The organism is Pseudomonas mosselii (assembly GCF_003205295.1).
Lineage (GTDB): Bacteria > Pseudomonadota > Gammaproteobacteria > Pseudomonadales > Pseudomonadaceae > Aquipseudomonas > Aquipseudomonas mosselii_B.
Genome location: NZ_QJRP01000056.1, coordinates 1 through 19,370, shown reverse-complemented (window position 1 = coordinate 19,370; position 19,370 = coordinate 1). Strand labels below are relative to the sequence as shown.

Annotated in this window: 16 protein-coding genes; 4 read left to right on the top strand and 12 right to left on the bottom strand. The window is 59.5% G+C overall.

Annotated elements, in window-relative coordinates:
• Window positions 1–146: 146 nt before the first annotated feature.
• The 12 genes from DMX06_RS25445 to tssB all read right to left on the bottom strand — a co-directional run bounded on the left by DMX06_RS25445 (window position 147) and on the right by tssB (window position 12,707).
• Window positions 147–1,067 (bottom strand): DUF4123 domain-containing protein, encoded by a 921-nt coding sequence (locus tag DMX06_RS25445; RefSeq protein WP_258378920.1) that lies wholly within the window; start codon window positions 1,065–1,067, stop codon window positions 147–149.
• A complete protein-coding gene (locus tag DMX06_RS25440; RefSeq protein ID WP_110739899.1) occupies window positions 1,064–3,226 on the bottom strand; it encodes a type VI secretion system Vgr family protein in 2,163 nt (720 codons plus the stop codon). Before DMX06_RS25440 ends, DMX06_RS25445 begins: the two co-directional genes overlap by 4 nt.
• Before the next feature lie 72 nt (window positions 3,227–3,298).
• A complete protein-coding gene (locus DMX06_RS25435) occupies window positions 3,299–3,814 on the bottom strand; it encodes an Hcp family type VI secretion system effector (RefSeq protein ID WP_110739898.1) in 516 nt (171 codons plus the stop codon).
• Between the two features lie 133 nt (window positions 3,815–3,947).
• Entirely contained in the window at window positions 3,948–4,739 is a 792-nt protein-coding gene (icmH, locus tag DMX06_RS25430; protein ID WP_258378921.1) for a type IVB secretion system protein IcmH/DotU, read from the bottom strand.
• 64 nt (window positions 4,740–4,803) lie between these two features.
• The gene (gene tssK / locus DMX06_RS25425) at window positions 4,804–6,141 is read right to left on the bottom strand and encodes a type VI secretion system baseplate subunit TssK (RefSeq protein ID WP_110739896.1); all 1,338 of its coding nucleotides are present in this window, start codon (window positions 6,139–6,141) and stop codon (window positions 4,804–4,806) included.
• A 52-nt stretch (window positions 6,142–6,193) separates the two neighbouring features.
• Window positions 6,194–6,988: a type VI secretion system lipoprotein TssJ gene (gene tssJ, locus DMX06_RS25420; protein WP_110739895.1), complete on the bottom strand. Its 795-nt coding sequence runs from the start codon at window positions 6,986–6,988 to the stop codon at window positions 6,194–6,196.
• Window positions 6,985–7,542: an FHA domain-containing protein gene (locus tag DMX06_RS25415; protein WP_110739894.1), complete on the bottom strand. Its 558-nt coding sequence runs from the start codon at window positions 7,540–7,542 to the stop codon at window positions 6,985–6,987. Before DMX06_RS25415 ends, tssJ begins: the two co-directional genes overlap by 4 nt.
• Entirely contained in the window at window positions 7,539–8,555 is a 1,017-nt protein-coding gene (tssG, locus tag DMX06_RS25410) for a type VI secretion system baseplate subunit TssG (protein ID WP_110739893.1), read from the bottom strand. Before tssG ends, DMX06_RS25415 begins: the two co-directional genes overlap by 4 nt.
• Window positions 8,519–10,285: a type VI secretion system baseplate subunit TssF gene (gene tssF, locus DMX06_RS25405; protein WP_110739892.1), complete on the bottom strand. Its 1,767-nt coding sequence runs from the start codon at window positions 10,283–10,285 to the stop codon at window positions 8,519–8,521. The genes tssG and tssF overlap by 37 nt, the downstream gene beginning before the upstream one ends.
• A gap of 3 nt (window positions 10,286–10,288) precedes the next feature.
• Window positions 10,289–10,699, bottom strand: coding sequence for a type VI secretion system baseplate subunit TssE (gene tssE, locus DMX06_RS25400; RefSeq protein WP_110739891.1), 411 nt, complete (start codon window positions 10,697–10,699; stop codon window positions 10,289–10,291).
• Window positions 10,696–12,186 carry a type VI secretion system contractile sheath large subunit gene (gene tssC / locus DMX06_RS25395; protein ID WP_110739890.1) on the bottom strand — a complete coding sequence of 497 codons (1,491 nt, stop codon included), beginning with the start codon at window positions 12,184–12,186 and terminating at the stop codon, window positions 10,696–10,698. Before tssC ends, tssE begins: the two co-directional genes overlap by 4 nt.
• A gap of 17 nt (window positions 12,187–12,203) precedes the next feature.
• A complete protein-coding gene (tssB, locus tag DMX06_RS25390) occupies window positions 12,204–12,707 on the bottom strand; it encodes a type VI secretion system contractile sheath small subunit (protein WP_110739889.1) in 504 nt (167 codons plus the stop codon).
• Window positions 12,708–13,114: 407 nt separating this feature from the next.
• Here tssB and vasI point away from each other — a divergent pair, with 407 nt between their 5' ends.
• From vasI to DMX06_RS26215, 4 genes are all read left to right on the top strand, one after another.
• Window positions 13,115–13,654: a type VI secretion system-associated protein VasI gene (vasI, locus tag DMX06_RS25385; protein ID WP_258378919.1), complete on the top strand. Its 540-nt coding sequence runs from the start codon at window positions 13,115–13,117 to the stop codon at window positions 13,652–13,654.
• A complete protein-coding gene (gene tssA, locus DMX06_RS25380) occupies window positions 13,642–15,093 on the top strand; it encodes a type VI secretion system protein TssA (RefSeq protein ID WP_110739887.1) in 1,452 nt (483 codons plus the stop codon). Before vasI ends, tssA begins: the two co-directional genes overlap by 13 nt.
• 7 nt (window positions 15,094–15,100) lie before the next feature.
• Entirely contained in the window at window positions 15,101–18,718 is a 3,618-nt protein-coding gene (gene tssM / locus DMX06_RS25375; protein WP_110739886.1) for a type VI secretion system membrane subunit TssM, read from the top strand.
• Window positions 18,719–18,796: 78 nt separating this feature from the next.
• Entirely contained in the window at window positions 18,797–19,321 is a 525-nt protein-coding gene (locus DMX06_RS26215) for a hypothetical protein (RefSeq protein ID WP_146232240.1), read from the top strand.
• The last annotated feature ends 49 nt before the right edge of the window (window positions 19,322–19,370 follow it).

Here is a 19,370-nt window from a genome sequence, read left to right as displayed (position 1 = left end):
CGAAGCCTTGTTCCAGATTGAAGCCTGCGCCTGCGTAGCGACAGGCCGGGGCATCGCCCGTACGCGGGACGATGGCATAGCGCACCGGCAGGATGGGCACGCGTGGGCTGCAGGCAGGGCCGGAGGTGGCGCTGCCGACGGCGGTTTTAGTCATGGATGGATTCCTTGATTTGGACCAGTGCGTGCAGCTCGCGAAGACGGGCCTGGGGCGACTCGTTGAGGTTGGTGTAGATCTTCGTTGCCTGGTCACTGCTCATCAGCCACATGTGCCCGGCCATCAGCCTAATGAACTGACCTGCGGTTTCCTCGTCGCGAAAGTAGAGTGACTTCAGCTGCGGCAATAGGGCTTCAATCCATTCCCTAATGGCGGCTAACGTTCGGGCGGCATGGGGTGGCATGGCCAAGACTTCGTGCGCCAGCGTGAGGATGAAGTGTTCGCGTATACCTGCGTGCAGCCGCCCCATTTCATGCACGCGAAGGCGCAGCGGTGCTTGCGATATCAGGCGGGCAGTGGTCGGGGTGCGTTCGTGTGTTTTCCATTCGTGGGCCGGCCCCCAGTTGACTCGCCAGGCGAGTGACGACACAGGCCCAAGCCAGGTGGCGCGATGATCGTCGTCCAATGCATCGAGCCAGGCTGCAAGATGATCCGGCTTTAAATAAAAAGTGGCTGCTCCCTGATCCGGGAGCGTGACCTGAGTAAGGCTGGTGAAGTGGTCCGCTAGCACGGCAAGGCAAGCTTCGCTATCCAGTGCTATGGCCCCTCCAGCGGGCATCCAGGTTGTGATTGCATGGGCAAGCAGTTCGGGCGCTTCTGAAACATTGACCATCAAAGGGCCAAATTCGTGGCGGTCGTCCAGCGCGCTGCGCTTCCATAGCCATGCATGTTGAGTATTTCGGCTGACGTTATGGATGAGGTCGAGTACTGATGGGGCATAGGCCGGCACTAATTCGCCTTCTTGCGGTATGGGCCGGTAGGCCCAGTACTCGAGCTCGCGGGTCATGAGCAGCAAAAAGCGATAAGGATGTCCGAGAGGTTCGCCGGACAGATGCGAGGGTGTTGTATTCATTGGACTGGCCCTTTGATACAGCGGCAGTCGGGCAACGGGCAGGTGCCATCGGGGCGCCGCCCGCATAGGCGGTCCAGAGGTTTGCCAGTGATGGGTGTGCTGCTGATGGAAAAGGGGTTGGTGCTACCGCTTGGAGATTGGAGCAGGACGCCGTTGATGTGTAGGTTCGGGCTGTCCAGGGTGATGCCCGTGTCATCAATCCGGATGGAGCCTCCAGGCCCTTGGATGATCACAGCTTCCGCTGTTCGAAGGTCGTAGCGTCGGGTGCGCCTGCGGATTTCCAGTCCCGCCTCCAGCTCTGCATGGCCCTCGACCTGCTGCTCAAGATTGCCGCCGACACTGATGTGGTGATTGGCTGTGATCTGGTCGTGGCGATGATTGCCGACGGCCTCTATACGGTCTTTGGCGATGTTTATTTTCTGATTTCGGCCTATATCGACAAACGTATCCTGGCCAATCCGGACCCGCTCATCATTGCCCACCGTTTGGCTGCGGTCATGCCCGATACTGAGCGTCTCGTCATGATCGACCTGTTCACTGCGGTCATTGCCGACGAAAGTGGTTTCGTTGTGTTTGACGACGTTGTTCTGGTCCTTCTGCGCATGGATAAATACCTCCTGCCGACCCAGCTCGTCCTCAAACCGCAACTCATTGAACCCATCTCCCTTATGGGTCTGGCTCTTGATGGTCATGCGGGTCTTGTGGTCGGGCAGGTCGTAGGGCGGCAACTGGTTACCGCAATAGGTGCGCCCGGTGATCATCGGCTGGTCGGGGTCACCGTTGACGTACTGGATGATCACGTCCTGGCCGATACGCGGGATGGCCATCGAGCCCCAACTGCCACCTGCCCAGCCCTGGGATACCCGGACCCAGCAGGAGCTGAACTCGTTGTTGTTGCTCTCCCGGTCCCAGGGAAAGCTGACCTTGACCCGGCCCCATTCGTCGCAATAGATCTCCTCACCGGACGGCCCGACCACGGTAGCCATGTGAGGACCGTCGACGCGGGGCTTTTTGAGCGGAGCAGGACGCCACTCGGTTCTGCCGGGTACCAGCTGAGCGGTTTGCTCGTAGTGCGTGCCCTGGTCGAGGCCAGCGGCTTCTTCCTGCAGACTGGTGAACTGGCTGCCCTTGTGAACCACGCTGTTCACGCGCCAATGCGCATTCAGATCATCACGTGGGTGGCCTTTGAGCGTGAAGCTGAGCCCAGGTTGCAGCCTGACGTCATCGCCCTGAACTTGTGCAATGCGCACATCATGGCGCAGGGCAGTGATCCGGTTTTCGGTGAACGGTTTGCCCACGGCATCGCGTTTGTAGCGGCCGGGATAGTCGAAGCGCTCGTACTCGGTGGACTGGTGATCCAGAAAAGGGCCGAAAGCACGGTGTTCCTGGCGATACGCCGGGTGAGTGAAGGTGTAGTCGCGCTGGACCTGTCGCGAGGTTCGGACCTGCTCGCTGTAGCGCAAGCGCCGCAGGCAAGGCCTGGCTTGATCGCCGCCACTGTTGGATTGATACAGGACGGTGTTGGGATCGATAACGTCCTCGCTATCGAAGAGGTCATCGTTGTCGGTCTTGAGCGCGCCATGGCTGATCAACCCAAGGGATTGCAGTTGATCCGTGATGATCAACTTATGCAGTTTTTCACTGTGCTCGAAGCGATAGACGAAGCCCTCTTCAGCCGCCAACCGGGCGATGAAGTCGAGGTCGGTCTCGCCCGCTTGCACGCAGAATTCGCGCACCTGGTGGTCCAGGCTCGCGCGAAGCTCGTACTGATCGATGCCCTGACGCTGGAGCATCAGTTCAATAATCTGCGGGACGGTCTTTTGCTGAAAGATGCGCCAGTTCGAGCGCAGTCCGGCGCGGGCCAGGATGGGCTCGACCAAGGCGTGGTAGTAGGTACGGTAAAAGCCGCTTTCACCCTGGCTGAATCGGCTGACCAGCCCATGCACGTGGCGCAGCGGACCTTTGCCATCCCAGATCGTGAATACGATGGGTTTATCCAGCAGTTGGCCGAAATCGATGTCGGGCTCGAAGCTGATCAATTCCAGTTCGAGCGTGAAAGGCGCGCTGATTTCTTCCTTGAGTTCAAACGACACCACTTCGAATTCGGCATTGCCAACGAGTGGCTCAAAGGTGTACCGCAAATCAGATTGGCTGGGCATGAAAAGTCCTTCCGCCGTCCGAGAGTTCAAACGCCCCCGGCAGGGCCTGCCTGCCAGGGATGTTCAGCCGGGTTAGACGATGGGTTTACGCCAGTCGTCGGAGCCTTCGGTGCCAGCGGTGACGTGTGTCCAGGAGATCTTGCGGTAAGACATCGATACCTCGATCAACTGGGTGAAGTCAGCGTTCTCCTTGTTTTGTGCATGAGGCAAGGTGGTGTTGATGTCGACGATGGTGGCGTCCTCCAGCTTGGTAGTGAAGAAGTGCTCCTGCTTGCCCTCTACCGAAGTGCGGTACCAGTTGACTTCAACGGTCGGCAGCATTTCGCCGCTGGACAGGGCCTGATACATCAGCGGTGTCGCCTTGTTCAGGGCGCTGGTGAAGATGAAGGGTTTGTGGACCCGTTGGCCTGCAGGTTGGCCGCTTTGCGGGTCGGTAGGCACGGTCACCTGGTGCTTGATCTCTTGCACCAGAATCTCGTCTTCGTGGCCCTCGACAAACACGTTGCCGACCGAATCGGAGGTGAAGGCGCCCGCGGTGATGTTGCCTTGGGTCTGGCCTTCGATCTTGATGTAAGCGGGTGTTGGCATGGCAGTTTCTCCTGCGTCCATGTGGATAAGCACGCGCATGAGCGGCAGCGTGGCCATCGGAATCGATGGGCTTTTTCAACGCGGCAAACGCCGCGTCAATTCGTTGAATACGGTTGTGCCGACTGCCGGCTTTTCATTGCTGCAAGATGCCGTTGAGCGACTGCAGCACCTCGCTGGTGATCAGGTGCAGGCGGTAGCTGTAGATGCCGTAGGCGGTGGCCATGGCGATGGCGGAAATCACCAATGGGCTCCACCAGGGCCATTGTCGATTCATGCGGAAGTTGCGCGGGGCAACGTTGGTGTAGGGGTCACAGACCGTTGTCGGCGTGGGCCCTCGTAGCTCACGGATGATTCCGTGGAGTTGGTGAATGAGGGTGTTCAGCGTTTCTTCGCCTTTGGGCGCGAGGGCGTACTTGCCTTTGAGTCCCAGGCACAGGGTGAAGTACATGAACTCCAGCACGTCCTTGTAGCGCTGGGGCTCTTGCATCAGGCGCGAGATAACGGTGAAGATCTTTTCGCCGCCGAACGTTTCGCTGTGGAAAATGCTGAGCAGGGGCTCTTGGCTCCAGTAACTGGTCTGCCCCCAGGGCCGCTCCATCACGGCTTCATCGATGAACAGGCAAAGGCCGTACGAATACGCCAGAAGTTGCGTGGTCTCGTAGCCATGCTGACGCATCTCTTGCTGGATGTTTTCAATCTGCTTGCGTACCTGTTGGTGCACTTCCTTGATGTTGGGCAGCGCATCGAGCGTGCGTAGACGCATGACCAGTCCAAGCAGTGGTGTGGCTGCGTCCAGCATCAGGTTGTCGTAGCCGCCCCGTAGCTGAAAGTCGGGATCGGCGGGGTAGCCCTTGTAAACAGGGGCGGGCTTTGGTGTGGTTACCTCGCAGGCCACGGCGCCAGTGGGTAAAGACTTTCCAAGCATCGATGGCAACTGCTCAGCTTGAGCTGATGCGGTTTCATTGCGTGCGAGGTGGTTCTCTTGCATCTCACTCACTCCTGATCGCCCAGAACTGCAACTCAAGCCCAGGGAACTCCCCCGCGATATGAATCCCGAAACCGTTGGCCGTCTTCATGCAGACCCAGGCCGGGTCGCGGCGGTCGAGCTCGAAGTAGCTGAATCCTGCATGGAAGGGCAGGTCGCGAGGGACCACAGGCAGCGGATGTAGCGCAATGCCGGGCAACTGCTTATGCACCAGGTCATTCAAGGTCTCCAGGGATGTGACCTTGGCTTTCTGCAGGAACAGCCGGCGCAATGTTGGCGGCGGCAGGTCCGCGCGCACGGCAAGAATGAAGTCCGCGTCATCGATCAGGCGGCGGTCTTCGAGCGTTGTCGTCATCACGCCGTAATCCAGCGCGTCCAGCGGCAGCGAGATGGCCCGCGGTTGCAGGACCGTACCCAGGGCGCGGCGTAAGGTGTCCTGCAGTGGCTTGAATGACGTGCGCAGAGCCGTGTGCTGATAGGCGGGGAATTCTGGAGGCAGCCGGCTTTCGTCGGTGAAGGTCACGAACTCGCCACAGGCCTGGCTCATATGCAGGTACAACTGCTCGGGGTGTGTCTGCCCCTGCCTGGCCAGGTGCTGGAAGCACGGCCACCAGCGGTTCATGGCCTGCAGCAGGTTGAAGTCGCGGATGTCGGCAATACCGGACTGGCCCGATGCGCCTATCCGGCTAGCCAGGTTGCGCGAGCGCTCGCGCAGGGTATTGGTGATCTCCTCGAGGTAACGCTGGAGTGCCGGCACCGCCCGTACCGAGACGCTGGTCGGGTAGAACCCTTCATCCAGTTGCAGGCTGCCATCGGGTCGGCGCTCCAGAATGCGTGTCATGGCAAGGCGGGTGTAAGCGCTGCTGTCATCGGCCTTGCGTTTGAGCTGAAGGTTGGGCACTGCCAGATCGACCTGCGCCAAGTCGCCGTCGGCGCTATGGGTGTCCTTGATTTCCTGAGCCTGTGCGCTGTAGCGGAAGTTGGCGGCATTGTCGGGCCAGCTCACCTCTCGGCCACCCTCGGTGCGCAGTGGCAGGCAGAGATAGATCTCGCTGTCTTTCGCGCCGTTGTCCTCGATTTCCAGCGGCGGCGGCGGTGGCAGATCTGCCGGGATATCGAACACCGTGCCGTCCGGCATGATGCCGCGTGCGCGGGTGATGGCGATCTTGCCCAGGCTCAAATATTCGTCGTTCAGTTGCAGTTCGCTGAATCCATAGAAAGCTGCGTTCAGGCTGCCAAGGCGTTGATGCAGGGCCGCTTCAGCGGCACGGCCAGCCTGCTGGAAATGCTGCGGTTTGACGAACAGACCTTCAGGCCACAGGACGGGATTACGTGAACTCATGAGCGCTCCATGTCAGCGTGAGTAAGTGAGAAGGGCAGGGTTGCAGGCGCCATCAGTCCTCCTCCTTGAGCAGGATCTGCGTGTCGTTGAGCAAGACCGACAAGATGATGTGTTGGCCGCGCGGTGGAATGCGCAGTACCTGGCTCCAGGTCGCGTTTTCCTGGTGGCGGTAGTCGGCGATCACCGCGATGAACCGGGTCTCGGCCTCGATAGCGGCAAACGGAATGAACTTGAATTGCCCGGGGCGTAGCAGGTAGTCGTCATCACGAATGTAGGTGCTGCGCAGCACCTTGGCGGGGTCCTTGTCCAACAGCTCATAAATGCTGTTGCGCAGCAGCGAGTCGTCGCGCAGTTGCAGGATCTTGATGGCCATTGGGGTGGCGGCCGGCTCGGGGGCCACTGTGGTTGTACGCGGTAAGGTCAGCACCACATTCGAGTCTTCGTAGTGGCCCGGCGTACTTTCCTCCAAGGGAGAACGAGCCGGCTCATCGGCCTCGTCCTCTGGCAGTTCGACGGGCGAGAAGGCCGGGAATTGCTCGTGAAGAAACTCGAGCAGGGTCCCGACTTTCTCGGTCAGGGCATAGGGGTCGCCCGCGCTCAAGCTGACCGCGTAGGGGCTGGGTTCCAGGCTGCTTTCTTGCTCAGTCGCTGCTTGCAGGCTGTTGGGGTTGCTGTTGAGCGTGGGGCTGGCGTTGATGCTGAACGCGATTTCGGTGGGCTGATCCTTGGTCGCACCGACGGGTATCGAGGGGTCCATCGCCACTTGGCCCATTTTGCTCAGGGCGGTGCAGCCCGAGAACCCGATCAGTGTTGCCAGAAGACCGGCCATGAGTGAATGACGCGTCATGAGCGTTCTCCTGAGATCAGTCGATCCAGCGGGTTCTCTTGCACCAGCCGTGTCACTGCTTCCAGGGCAGCCAAGGGATCGTTGCCTGTGCCCGGATCGAAGACCGAGCAGATCTCAGCGACGACTGGGGCAGCCGTGGGCTTGTGCAGCCAACGCTGCGCGGGTGCATCCAGGATGAGTCGCTCGAGCACCCGCAAGTCAGTGTTGAACAACTCTTCCAGGGAACGGGCATCAGCTTGTGAAAGCTGAACCAACAGTCGATAAGCGCCAACACGTAGCCGGTCACCCTCGAGCAAACGCCTGGCCGATAGCGGCCCCAGGCTAGCGAGGTTGTCGTTCAGGTAGGTGCGCTCGCAGCGGTCGATCACGCAGAAGCCGCCTTCGATCCAGCGGATCTCGCAATGGATCGGCGCCACGCCCTGCTCACGATCATTGATCAGCCACGTGGTTCCCGCGCTGCCGACGGTACCACCTGCACGATCGAATTCGTGCCGGGCGGTGACGTTGTGCTGCAACTGGTCGAGGTTGGTGATGCTCAAGATCAAAGTGCTCATGAGCGCCCCCGGAACCGCACGACGGGGCTGATCTGGCCGTGGCGGTCATCGACGAAGCTGGTCCAGCCCAATTGGGCGCCATGGCTGGGGTGCAGGCAGAAGGGCGACAGCGCGTGCTGCTTCAGCCGCAGCTCCAGGTCGTAGGCCAAGCCGTCGCGCAACAGGAAGTCGATCAGGGCACGCAAGCGGTTGAAGTTGATGCCGCTGGGCAGCAGGTCACGCAGCTGTGCCTGGTCGAGCTCGCTGATCACGATGGTGAACTTGCTGCTGCGAGTCCGCGTGCGGCTGCCGACCATGAAGGAATTGCCCAGCTCACCATTGTTACGGCCAAGGCTTACCTGTTGCTGGATTGTCGTAGGTACCAAGCGGGTTTCGAACTCGCGAATCTGCACCTGCTTCAGGTCGAAGCAGTGCGCGATGATGCCGGCGACGGTGCCCGGTGCGCGGCTGCGGCTGGCGATGACGCCGGCGAAGCTGAGCAGCCGGCTCCAGGGCAACGCCGTGTCGCCACGCAGCTGTTTGTCATTCAACCCGAGCAGGGCAAAGATGTACTGGGAGAATCCATCGCTGGCACCCGGCTGGAAACGAATGTAGTAGCGGTACTTGCGCCAGATGCGGTGTAGCAGGCTGAGCAGGTAGTGATTGAAGAAGTCGAAGAACGCCGGGCGCACGCCGATACCCTGTGCATGCTCGTATGCCACCTGCTCCAGGTAATAGGAGGGCAAAGGCGAATCAGTGCCGTGCAGGCCCATGAACGTGGTGCACACGCGATAGCGATCTTGTGCCTCGGGCATGCGTTCGGCCTTGCAGATGTCCGAAACGGGGAAGCTCAGGCGCGGGTCGCTGCCAAGCCGCACGCGCAGGCGGGCTTCTTCGCTGGGCCAACGGGGTTCAAGATCGTCTCCGTGAAGCCCGTGAAGGCGCTCGAGCAACTGGTAGAAGTTGTACCGGTGCGCGCCCGCGAGCAACTTGTCGGCTAGATCAGCGGTTGCTTGCCGGTCTGGATGGGCCATGTGTAATGCTCGTTGTTGGTGATGTTGATCACTTCCAGCTGATGGAAGGAATTGATGCTGGCGTACAAGGCGAAGAAGTGCGCGAGCACACAGCCGAATAGGTACAGGTCGCCTTCGCAGAGGAATGCGGCCTGGTCGAGCTTCAGTTGCGTGCGCAGGCCGCGAATGGGCTGCCCTTTGATCAGCCAGTCCAGAGGCGCCGTTTGGATATCCCGGATGCCGTCGAGGCGTTTGCGGGTGGTGCGTGTCTGCTGGATGTCGTGCAGGGCCGCGAAGTCATAAGCGCGAATAACCGCTTTCAATGGTTCGGCTGAGAGCAGCGACAAGTAGTTGAGCGACATGTTGGATATCAAGGCCCATTGCAACTGGCCGTCCAGCACCGGCCGATAGGGGCGGGTCGGTGCACAGATATTGGTGTAGGTGGTCAGCGGCGGGGTGACTTCGCAGAGCACATTGATGTCATCGATGCCCAGAGCCAGGGGCAGATCGCGGTTGGTGCAGGTCAGGTCGATGGACGCCGTTTCCAGCTCACCGATATAGGTATTGGCGTCGGCACGTACGAAGGCGATGCGATGCGTGACGCCATCACCCCGTAGTGAGTCTTCGAGGGTGTAGCGGTAATACAGCGCCGTGCGCCCTTGAACATGCTCGATCTCATGGGCGAACGATTCGAAGGGGCGGAAGGTTCGCAGGTGTTTACCAGTACTTCCGTCGTTTGTCGTACGGGTGCTGATCACCTGATCGACACTGAAGATTTCGTAGGCGTGGCGCTCGGCGCCTTTGGGTGTGAGTTCGACCTGGGCGGCCTCGTTGGAGAGGTCAATGGGGTCGGCGCTGTGCTTGAACAGGTTTACCGCAGGGGCGCAGAACAGGTTGAAATCCGCTTTGCCAATGCGCAGCGAGTCCGGTAGCTGACGGGTGAAGTGGAATTCCAGACCCACTTGCTGAGTCGTCTGACCAGGCCAGATCTTCTCCAGGCCTGTCAGGGCGAAGAAGTGAAAGCGCTCAGGAAAAATGAAGTATTCCTGCAGGATCCGGTAACCGTCGAAGACGTTCTGCGGATAAGGCAACAACGCGTCGTCCGGGCTGAAACCTGGGAAGACGATGCTGCTGGCCGGCAGCCGGCGAGCCTGACCATTGATGGTCACGCTGACATGGCTGAGATAGTGAGCGATCCATAGGTACAGTGTGCGCGCTGTTCGGGTGGTACCGCTCAGGTGAAAGTCGAGGCTGGTGCATTCGAGCGTATTCAATGGGCGCTCGACCAAGGTGTGTAGGTCGATGCGAACCACTGAACTGTCGAGCGTTTGGGTTGAGCCCACCGCGTCGATCTCGAACGGATGAATGTCCACGGCGGTACAGGTGCGGAACTCACAGGGAATTCCGTCGACAGGCTTGGAGAACAGGCGTGCCCCCCTTGGCACGCGTTGCGACTGGCTGAGCGCCTGTTTGCACGGTGTGAACTGGATGATCGTGGCGCTCGGCAGCGGGCGAAGGTAGTTGGGCCACAGCAGTTGCAACATGGGGTGCGTCAGCTCTGGGAGGTCGTCCTCCAACTTGAGGCGCAGCTTAGCCGTCAGGAAGGCGAAGGCTTCCATCAAGCGCTCCACATCGGGGTCGCTACCCCGCTTGCCCAGCAGCCGGGCAAGTTGTGGATTGTCCTGGGCGAAGTCGTCCCCAAGTTCATGGAGGTAGCGCAACTCTTCGCTGAATCGATCTTTGAGCGACATCGATTACCTCACTCGGGTATGGCGGTTATGGCCGTTGACCAGCAACTCCAGTTGCAACTGCTCCGTGTGGTTATTCACCTGCACTTGGCAGTCCAGCCTGAAATGCAGCTCCTGAGGGGCGTGACAAGCGGGCACGGCCTTGAGTGAACGTACCTGCACGCGAGGCTCGAAACGCTGGATGGTGCGGCGTATGTCGGCGCTTACTTGTTTCAGGAGGTCGCCACTGCTCACGTCATGCCCGTTGAAATCGCGCAGGCCGAGCTCAGGGCTGCTCTGTGAGCAACCCTGGCGAGCGTTGAGCAGCGTTTCCAAGTGGCGCTTGATGGCGGCGAACTTGTGGGACGCGTTCTCTTGCCTGGACGGCGCCCGGATTACGGACTGATCGGCAACCAAGCGGTCGAAAAATCCGCTCATTGGGTGTCGAGCCGGCCTACCAGGGAGATCTCGAAGTTCGCGCCCATGTATTTGAAGTGCGGGCGTACTGCGAGCGAAACCTGATACCAACCCGGATCGCCGGCAACGTCTGAAACCTCGACCTTCGCAGCACGTAGGGGACGGCGGCTGCGCACGTCGGCCGAGGGATTTTCCTGGTCGGCGACGTACTGCTTGATCCATTTGTTCAGCTCGGACTCAAGGTCGCGGCGCTCCTTCCAGCTGCCGATCTGCTCGCGTTGCAGCACCTTGATGTAATGGGCCAGCCGGTTGACGATGAACAGGTAAGGCAACTGTGTGCCCAGCTTGTAGTTGGTTTGAGCCTGCAAGCCTTCCGGGGTCTTGGGGAAGTTCTTCGGTTTCTGTACCGAATTGGCCGAGAAGAACGCGGCGTTGTCGCTGTCCTTGCGCATGGTCAGTGCAATGAAGCCTTCTTCGGCCAGCTCGAATTCCTTGCGGTCGGAAATCAGCACCTCGGTTGGGATCTTCGCTTGCAACTGCCCAAGCGCCTCGTAGAGATGCACTGGCAGATCCTCCACGGCGCCACCGGACTGCGGGCCGATGATGTTCGGGCACCAGCGGTAGCGGGCAAAGCTGTCGTTGATGCAACTGGCCAGCAGGAAGGCGGAATTGCCCCACAGGTAATTGTCGTGTCGCCCGTCGATACTTTCTTCGTAGTTGAAGCTTTTGATCGGCTGTTCCTGGGGGTGGTAGGCCGAGCGAAGCATGAAGCGTGGCCCGGTCAGCGCTGTGTGGCGGGCATCTTCGCTCTCGCGGAAGGCGCGCCATTTGGCATGTCGCGGCCCTGCGAAAATGTCTTTGATTTCCTTCAGGTTTGGCAGCTCTTCAAAGCTGCTCAGATTGAAGAAATCGGGGGAGGGGGCGGCCAGGAACGGGGCATGCGACATGGCGCCGACAGAGGCCATGTAGCTCAGTAACTTTATGTCTGGCGAAGAGGGGCCGAAGTTGTAGTTCCCCAGCATGGCCGCCACCGGCTCACCACCGAACTGCCCATAGCCTGCGGTGTAAACGTGTTTGTATATACCGCTGCAGGTGATATCGGCGGCATTGTCGAAATCGTCGAGCAAGTCTTCTTTGCTGACATGCAGGACTTCAAGCTTGATGTTCTCGCGGAAGTCCGTGCGGTCCACCAGAAGTTTGAGGCTGCGCCACGAGGATTCGAGCGCCTGGAATGCCGGCTGATGAAGAATGGCATCCATTTGCTTGCTGAGCACTCGATCCAGCTCTGCAATCATCTGGTCGACACGGTGTTTATTGATTAGTTGATCTGAATCATCACTTTTGAGTATCTCTGCAATAAAGGCCGATACGCCTTGACGAGCGACTTGATAGCCCTCTTGAGCGGGCACTAGTTTTGTTTGCGCCATGATCTGATCGAGCAGAGTGGCATGGCTCAATGTCTCGCCAGATAGTTCAGCGGCGAGGGAGGTGCTGGTTGGCTTTGGCATGGGGACGCTCCGTTGTCTCAGTCTTCTTTTGGCGCCTCAAGCACCAGGTCCAATTCTTCGGCGAGTTGTTTGCGGGCCTGCTCGTTGTTCAACAGGTGCTGCAATTGCTTGCGGAAAGCAGGCACGTTTCCCAGCGGACCTTTCAGTGCCACCAGCGCCTCACGCAGCTCCAGAAGCTTGCTGAGCTCTGGTACTTGGCGGGCGATGCCGTCTGGCCCGAAGTCATTGATCGATCTGAACTGCAGGTTGACCGCCAGCTCCGCGTCGGCGGCCGTGCTGAGCATGGAAGGTACCGACATGGCCAAGCTGACATCGGCGTCGTTCAACACGTTGTTGAAGGTGTGTTTATCGATACGCATGACCGATCGGTCTTCCAGCGAACGGGTGTCATCCAGGCCGAAGTCGCCCATTACCAACATCTTGTGCGGCAGCTCTACTTCGGCCTGTTCATCGCCGGTGGCGGGTACGTATTTGATGTTGATGCGTTCTTTGGGTGCAACCGATCCTGTGGATTTTGCCATCGCAGAATCTCTCCGTGTTCTTAAGAATTGTCCGTGTTGGGTTTTTAGTTGCGAATTAGTGTGTGGGAAGTTTCCTATTTGCTTGTCGGAGGTATAAACAAAGTGCGGGGTTGATTGTGTGTCGCGTAAAAAACATTGCGCTTGGTTTTGTCATGTCGTCGAGTATGAAAATGTAAGAAAATATTTGTTTGTTTGCTGCTGTTCCGATGGGCTAGGCTCTTGCCGTTTGCGGGAATGTGAGTGCCTGAGAGGGCTGTTTCAGATCCGATAATTTGAATAGGTCATATGCACTATATGAAAGGTATTTACTTGCGATGCTTGGTAATAAAACTTGTGGCGTAAGTCTTTGGCTGGTGCTCGGGTGTATGCCAATACCCGTGTATTCCGATCAGGATTGCTCGCGGATCGTGTCCAACCTTGAGCGTTTGGCGTGTTTTGATGAAGCCGCCGGAACGCCTGCACACTCGGTGCCCATGCAGTGGTCGCCGCCAGAACAGGACTCACCCACGGTGCGCCGGGTGCTGACTCACGAAGCAGGACGCCATCCCGACGACCTGACGTTTCGACTCACGCCTGAAGACGACGGGCTGACGATCTCTGCACCTGCAATCGGTTCGGCTGCGTCGCATCACTACCTGGTGATCAGTTGTTTGCAGAACATCTCCAGGCTGCAACTGGTCGCCGCGCAACCCATTGATGCTGGTCGGGTGACGGTGCGATTGCAGGGGGAGCGGAGCACCACCGTCGCAACCCCTTGGCAGGTGACGGAGAACGGTCAGGTACTCGATGCGGGCCGGGGCTTGCCCGGAATCGAGCAGATCAAGCAACTGATTGGGGCCCATCGCATTCAGGTCCAAAGCGACAACCCCTCCATTGATGGATTGGTCTTCGATGCTCAAGGCCTGGACCCGCTCATCGACGAGGCGCGCAAAACATGTCGCTGGTAGCAGAGGTCAACGCACAGGAAATTGCCCGGCTGCTCGCACCCATCGATGCGCAGGCACCGGTCGGTCTGTTCGATGTGGAGGACGAAACCTACCAGGCCATTGACCAGGAAATGGTCAAGCTGGGCGGGCTGCAGGCATCCACCATCGACTGGGCCTATATCGAGGAAGCGTCACGACAGTATCTGGCGCAGCAGTGCAAGCACTTGCGTATCGTCGCGCACCTGAGTGCTGCGTGGCTTCGCAGTGGATGTTGGGAGCGATGGGGTTTTACCTTCGCGTTGCTGGCCGGCATGGTCGAGCGCTATTGGGAGGTTGCGCATCCAAAGCCTGGCCCCAAAGGTTTCCTGGGCAAGCGCAAGCTGGTTGGCCTTGTGCTCGATCGCTTGAACGAAGCGCTGCCGCGCCTGGACCGCTACACATTCACCCCTGCTCATGCGGCCGTAGCTCAAGAGGCATTGCAGCGCCTGCAACAGCAGCAAGCCGTTGCTCATTTGGATGGAGCCTTTCTGAAAGATGTAGATCGACTGCTGCGCAAGCAGGCGGAGCAGGCCAGCGGTGCTGGCGAGCCTGCTGCGGCGAAGTCGTCGGCAGCGGCCAACAAGTCTGCACCGCTGGCCGAGGTCATTGCCACCCCAATGCCTCGTGTGTCGTTAGGCAACGAGCGCGAATCACGACGGGCCGTGCTGGCCATGGCCGAGATGATCAATCAACAAGACCCCTACGACCCGACGGGCTACCAGTTGCGTCGATTCGGCCTGTGGGCCCATATCCAGGCGGCGCCTCAAATCAAGCAAGGCAATCGCACGGAACTGATGGCGGTGCCGCTGGATATCGCCAGCGACTATGAAGAGGCGATTGCTGGCACCGCGATCGACGCGGTGTTGCTTCAGCGGATCGAAAAGAGCGTGACGGCTTGCCCCTTTTGGGTACGCGGCAGTTTCCTCGCGGCCAGTGCGGCGACACGGCTGGCGATGGGGGAGGTAGCTGAGGCAATCCGCGCAGCGACTGCCCGATTCGTCCAGCGCATGCCCGCGCTCCAGCAGTTGTGTTTCAGCGACGGCAGGTCGTTCGTGGACGATCAAAGCATGGCTTGGCTCAGAGGCGCAGCTGGGCAAACGCAAGCCGAATCTGCCCACGAGTTCGCAGGCCTGCGCGAAGAGTTGGCCGGTCAGTTGGACGCAGGTGGTGTAGAGCCGGTTTTGCTCAAGTTGCAGGCCATGCAGGCGGACCTTCGTGCTCCGCGTGAGCGCTGCCATACCACCGTCATTGCGGCCGATCTCTTGGCAGCGCGAGGCGTGTCCTGGCTGGCTCAGGACCTGTGCGCCAGCGTCGCACGGACCATGCAACACACCACGGCCGCCGTTTGGGAGCCAGAGGTGTTTCAACGACTGCAACAGTTTGCCTCTGCTCATGTGTTGGCTGATCAGAACAAGGACTAGGACCCCCATGAATCAACTATGGAATCTATTGAAACGTTGGGGTTTGCCCCTGATGACTCGGATCGGCCTGGCCATGCCGCTGCTGCTTGTGCTGGGTACCGTGCTGATGCTGGTCGCCATCTGGTGGCTCGGGCCGCAGTGGATGTGGCGTGAACAGCACCCGCTGGCCAGCATGGCGCATCGCAGCTTGGCCAGCCTGGTGCTCGTGCTGGTGCCGCTGTTGTGCTGGCTAGTGGTGCTGCGCAGGCGATACGTTGGCCTGCAGGCTGAGCGCAAGCAGGCGGTGGCCGCTGAGCTGGACAGCGTATTGCCGCTGGTTCAGGCGCAAGAGAAAGCCTTGGACCAAGGACTTTCGCGATTTCTCGATGGCGCAGGCGGGCGACGTGCATTGTATCGATTGCCCTGGTACTTGGTGATAGGCGACCAGCATGCTGGCAAGACCAGCTTCATCGATCGCACAGAACAAAGCTTTTCCCTGACCCGAATCGACAAGGTACGGGCTCGGGGCAGGCAGGCCCAAGCGCTGGCCTTTCCGATAGGTTGGTGGGTCAGCAATGATGCGGTGATCATCGATCCGCCAGGGGCGTTCATCAGGCAGGAGTCGCTGGCAGGCTCGCCCGTCGACGAATCAGCCACACAGCAAGTGCCACCTGCAACCTCGGCCAGGCTGTGGCAGCACCTGCTGGACTGGTTGTTGCGCAGCCGCAGCCAGAGAGCCCTCAATGGCATATTGCTGGTAGTCGACTTACCCGCGCTATTGCATGGCACACCCGAGCAGCGCATTGCCTTGGCGCATGTGTTGCGCGCCCGTCTGTACGAGGTCGGTAGTCAATTGGGTTCGCGGCTGCCGCTGTATGTGGTGCTGACCAAGTTCGACCTGTTGGACGGGTTCGACCAGTTCTATGCCGGGCTTTCCGTCCCCATGCGGGAAAAAATGCTCGGTTTCACGTTCAAGCTGGATGCGATCGGTACGTTCGACGCTTGGCTGGAGGAGTATGGCGATCACTACGAACAGTTGATCAGCCAGCTGTTCGAGCAGGTGGTGGATCGGCTCGATGCGCTGGACAGTGCTGGGCAGCGCGCGCGCCTGTTCTCATTGCATGCCCAATTGATCGGCTTGCGCCCAATACTGCTGGCATTCCTGAAAGAAGCGCTGGCTAGTGATCGCTACACCACGCCAGCCTTGGTACGTGGGGTGTACTGGTCCTCGGTCATCCAGCAAGGTGACATGCTCAATGCGTTCGTGCGCGAGGCCGCGCAACCCTACAAGACGAAGCTCCCTCTGTTCGAGGGTAAGGCGCAAACCAAGGCGCTGCCGTACTTCATCCAGCATGCGTTCGGGCGCGTCATCTATAAGGAAGCCGGACTTGCTGGGGATAACATCAAGGTGGCACGCAGCAAGCGCCAACTCCTATGGGTGGGCTCAGGGGTAGGCATGCTGGCTTTTTGTGTCGCCATCGCCGGCTGGCAGCGCTTTTTCGACATCAATGGCGACAAAGCCGCCAACGTGCTTGCCAAAAGCAGGGAGTACAGCCATCACGAGGTGGACCAGCGTCTGGATCCTACCGGACGCAACCTGCTGGAGCCGCTGGACCAGATTCGCGATGCGGTATCGGTTTTTGGCGACTACCGCGCTGCATGGCCGGGTGTTTCCGATTTTGGCCTGTATCAGGGGCGCGCTATAGGCCCGCGTGTCGATGAGGCATATCTGAGCTTGCTCTCCAAGCGGTTTCTGCCGGCCTTGGCCAGTGGTGTGATCGATGCCATGGATGCGGCGCCGCCAGGCAGTGAGCAGCAAATGGCTGCCCTCAGGGTTTACCGCATGCTGGAAGACCGTCAGAACCGCCGCACCGAATGGGTCGAAGAGTGGATGGCCCGACAATGGCAGCAGAAATTCCCTGGCCAGGGGCAACTGCAGCGCGACCTCATGCGGCACCTTAAGTACGCCTTGGCCTACGCCGATACCGACCTGCCGCAGTACAGCCAACGTGTCGCCGTGGCGCAGGCAGCGCTGCGCAAGGTGCCGCTACCCGAGCGGGTTTACGCCGGCCTGAAACAACAGGCCGGGGAGCAGTTGCACACCGGGTTGGACTTGCGTCATCAGGTTGGGCCTGCCTTCGACGTGGTGTATCAGCCGTCCATGGGCGCCAGGAAGGGTAATGATGTGCTGTTAGCGCCGATGCTCACTGCCAAAGGTTTCAAGGAGTACTTCGAGCCACGCAGTCAGAGCTTCGCCGATTTGGCGATGATTGACCAATGGGCGCTGGGCGAGCGTAGCCGGCTCGATTATTCGAACGCCGACAGGGAGGCGCTGAGCGAACGGCTGCGCAACTTATACAGCGCCGATTACATTGACAGTTGGCGCCGTGCCCTCAACGCTTTCAGCGTGGCTGATTTCCGTGACCTGGACCATGGTGTCGCGATCCTGCAGCAGTTGACGGGGCCTGCGGCGCCGCTGCATCGATTGCTCGATACGGTAAGGGACAACACATCGCTCTCATCGACTGGCGTTGTTGAGGTGACAGATGAAGCCAAGACAGTGCCACCGACAAGTAGTAAGCCTGAGCATCAGCAGGCGTGGACTATTCAAAGGGCCTTTGCCGGGCTGAGCGCGATGCTGCAGGCAACGGCAGAGAAGCCTAGCTACTACGATGAAACCCTGGCTGCTATCGCAGCCGTGCACGACTACGCCAAGGCGGTGCAGGACAGCCCGGACCGAGGCAAGGCTGCTCTGCAGGCCGTGCATCAGCGTTTCTCGATGACCGGGCATGACCCCATCGGCACCTTGCAACGGGTATCCACCGGCTTGCCTGAGCCGATCAACCACCAGGTCCGAAAGGTGGCTGATCAAACGGCGCAGGTATTGAACGTTGAAGCCCTGCGCGAGTTGGAACGGCGCTGGGACGCCGAGGTGTACAGCTTCTTCCAGCAGCGCCTGGCAGGTCGATACCCCTTCGTGGCCAGGGCGCCCGACGCGTCCCTGGATGACTTCGAGGCGTTCTTCGGGCCGAAGGGCCGGCTGAAGCAGTTCAATGAGCAGTATCTGAAGGTGTTCCTGAAGGACAACCTCGAAGCCCTGCAAACCGGCCAGCAGGGGCAGTCCCTGATCCGCAGCGATGTGATCGAGCAGTTGGAACTGGCAGACCGCATTCGCGAAACGTTCTTCGATCAGCGCGGCAACTTGAGTGTGCAGTTCAGTATCGAGCCGTTAGGGCTGAGTGCGAACCAGCGTACCAGCCTGCTGGATCTGGACGGTCAGTTGATTTCCTACACCCATGGCACGAGCCAGATCACCGGCATCATCTGGCCCAATACGCTTGGGCAACATGTGCGTAGCAACCTGACGCTGCTCAGGCAGAACGGCAACAGCAGCAGCCTGGAGTACCGAGGGCCATGGTCCATGTTTCGCCTGCTCAGTCGCGGTTCGCTCAATGGGCGGACGGCGACCAGCGTGGATCTGAGTTTCAGGACTGGTGATGGTGTGATGCGCTACCGGCTCAGCGCAGAGAAGGCCTTCAACCCAATTACTCAACAACCGTTCAAAGGCTTCCGCTTGCCGCGCGGGTTGCTGCAACAGCCATCCAGGGTGACTCTGGTCGGACAGACGGACGCACCTGTCATGTAAGGAGTGGGCGATACAAAAGGAAGAGCGAGTACAAGCTTTGCATACTGTACCCAGGCCATCGAACAACTTGAGGCTGGGATGCGCACCGTGCGCAATCCGATCGTCGCAGGAGGAGAAGTGATGGAAGAAGAGGTACTCGTTGGCCTTGCAACCCAGTGCAGGGACAAAATGCAGCAGAGAGGTCACCGAGTGATCGAAATGCTCAGTCGCGAAGCGACGCTGGTTGCCGAAATCGCTTCAATGCGGGCACAGGTCAAGCTTGCCCGGCAGGAGGTTTATGCTGGACACAAGGATCTGGATACCCAGTGGCTGAGAAGGATCAACTACGCAATCATCATGACCAAGAAGGAATTGGCTGGCCTTCGGGTTGATCGTGGCTTAGCACAGTATCAGCAGAAAGAAGAGAGGCGTAAGTTGAATCTGTTGACCCAGCTATCCGAGCAAGCGTTATTCGTGCGCCATGCCAAGTGCCTCCTTGCAAAGAAGGCCTTCGAAGAGATTCGCGCGGCAGTTCGTAGCGAGGTGTGTAGTGGTCAACTCATCCCGGACACGGTTTTGAGTTTTTCTTCTGCTTTCGCTGGAGCCAGTCCATCGTTGAACTGATGCGGCCGGATCCAGTTGTAGTGGCCCATTAGGTATTGGCCAATGTCTC

Excerpts from the sequence above, each read along its gene's own strand:
- tssF (WP_110739892.1), bottom strand. The coding sequence starts at position 10,285 with ATGTCGCTCAAAGATCGATTCAGCGAAGAGTTGCGCTACCTCCATGAA.
- tssM (WP_110739886.1), top strand. The coding sequence starts at position 15,101 with ATGAATCAACTATGGAATCTATTGAAACGTTGGGGTTTGCCCCTGATG.
- DMX06_RS26215 (WP_146232240.1), top strand. The coding sequence starts at position 18,797 with ATGCGCACCGTGCGCAATCCGATCGTCGCAGGAGGAGAAGTGATGGAA.
- DMX06_RS25440 (WP_110739899.1), bottom strand. The coding sequence starts at position 3,226 with ATGCCCAGCCAATCTGATTTGCGGTACACCTTTGAGCCACTCGTTGGC.
- DMX06_RS25435 (WP_110739898.1), bottom strand. The coding sequence starts at position 3,814 with ATGCCAACACCCGCTTACATCAAGATCGAAGGCCAGACCCAAGGCAAC.
- tssE (WP_110739891.1), bottom strand. The coding sequence starts at position 10,699 with ATGAGCGGATTTTTCGACCGCTTGGTTGCCGATCAGTCCGTAATCCGG.
- DMX06_RS25415 (WP_110739894.1), bottom strand. The coding sequence starts at position 7,542 with ATGAGCACTTTGATCTTGAGCATCACCAACCTCGACCAGTTGCAGCAC.
- tssB (WP_110739889.1), bottom strand. The coding sequence starts at position 12,707 with ATGGCAAAATCCACAGGATCGGTTGCACCCAAAGAACGCATCAACATC.
- icmH (WP_258378921.1), bottom strand. The coding sequence starts at position 4,739 with ATGCTTGGAAAGTCTTTACCCACTGGCGCCGTGGCCTGCGAGGTAACC.
- tssC (WP_110739890.1), bottom strand. The coding sequence starts at position 12,186 with ATGCCAAAGCCAACCAGCACCTCCCTCGCCGCTGAACTATCTGGCGAG.
- DMX06_RS25445 (WP_258378920.1), bottom strand. The coding sequence starts at position 1,067 with ATGAATACAACACCCTCGCATCTGTCCGGCGAACCTCTCGGACATCCT.
- tssG (WP_110739893.1), bottom strand. The coding sequence starts at position 8,555 with ATGGCCCATCCAGACCGGCAAGCAACCGCTGATCTAGCCGACAAGTTG.
- tssK (WP_110739896.1), bottom strand. The coding sequence starts at position 6,141 with ATGAGTTCACGTAATCCCGTCCTGTGGCCTGAAGGTCTGTTCGTCAAA.
- tssA (WP_110739887.1), top strand. The coding sequence starts at position 13,642 with ATGTCGCTGGTAGCAGAGGTCAACGCACAGGAAATTGCCCGGCTGCTC.
- tssJ (WP_110739895.1), bottom strand. The coding sequence starts at position 6,988 with ATGACGCGTCATTCACTCATGGCCGGTCTTCTGGCAACACTGATCGGG.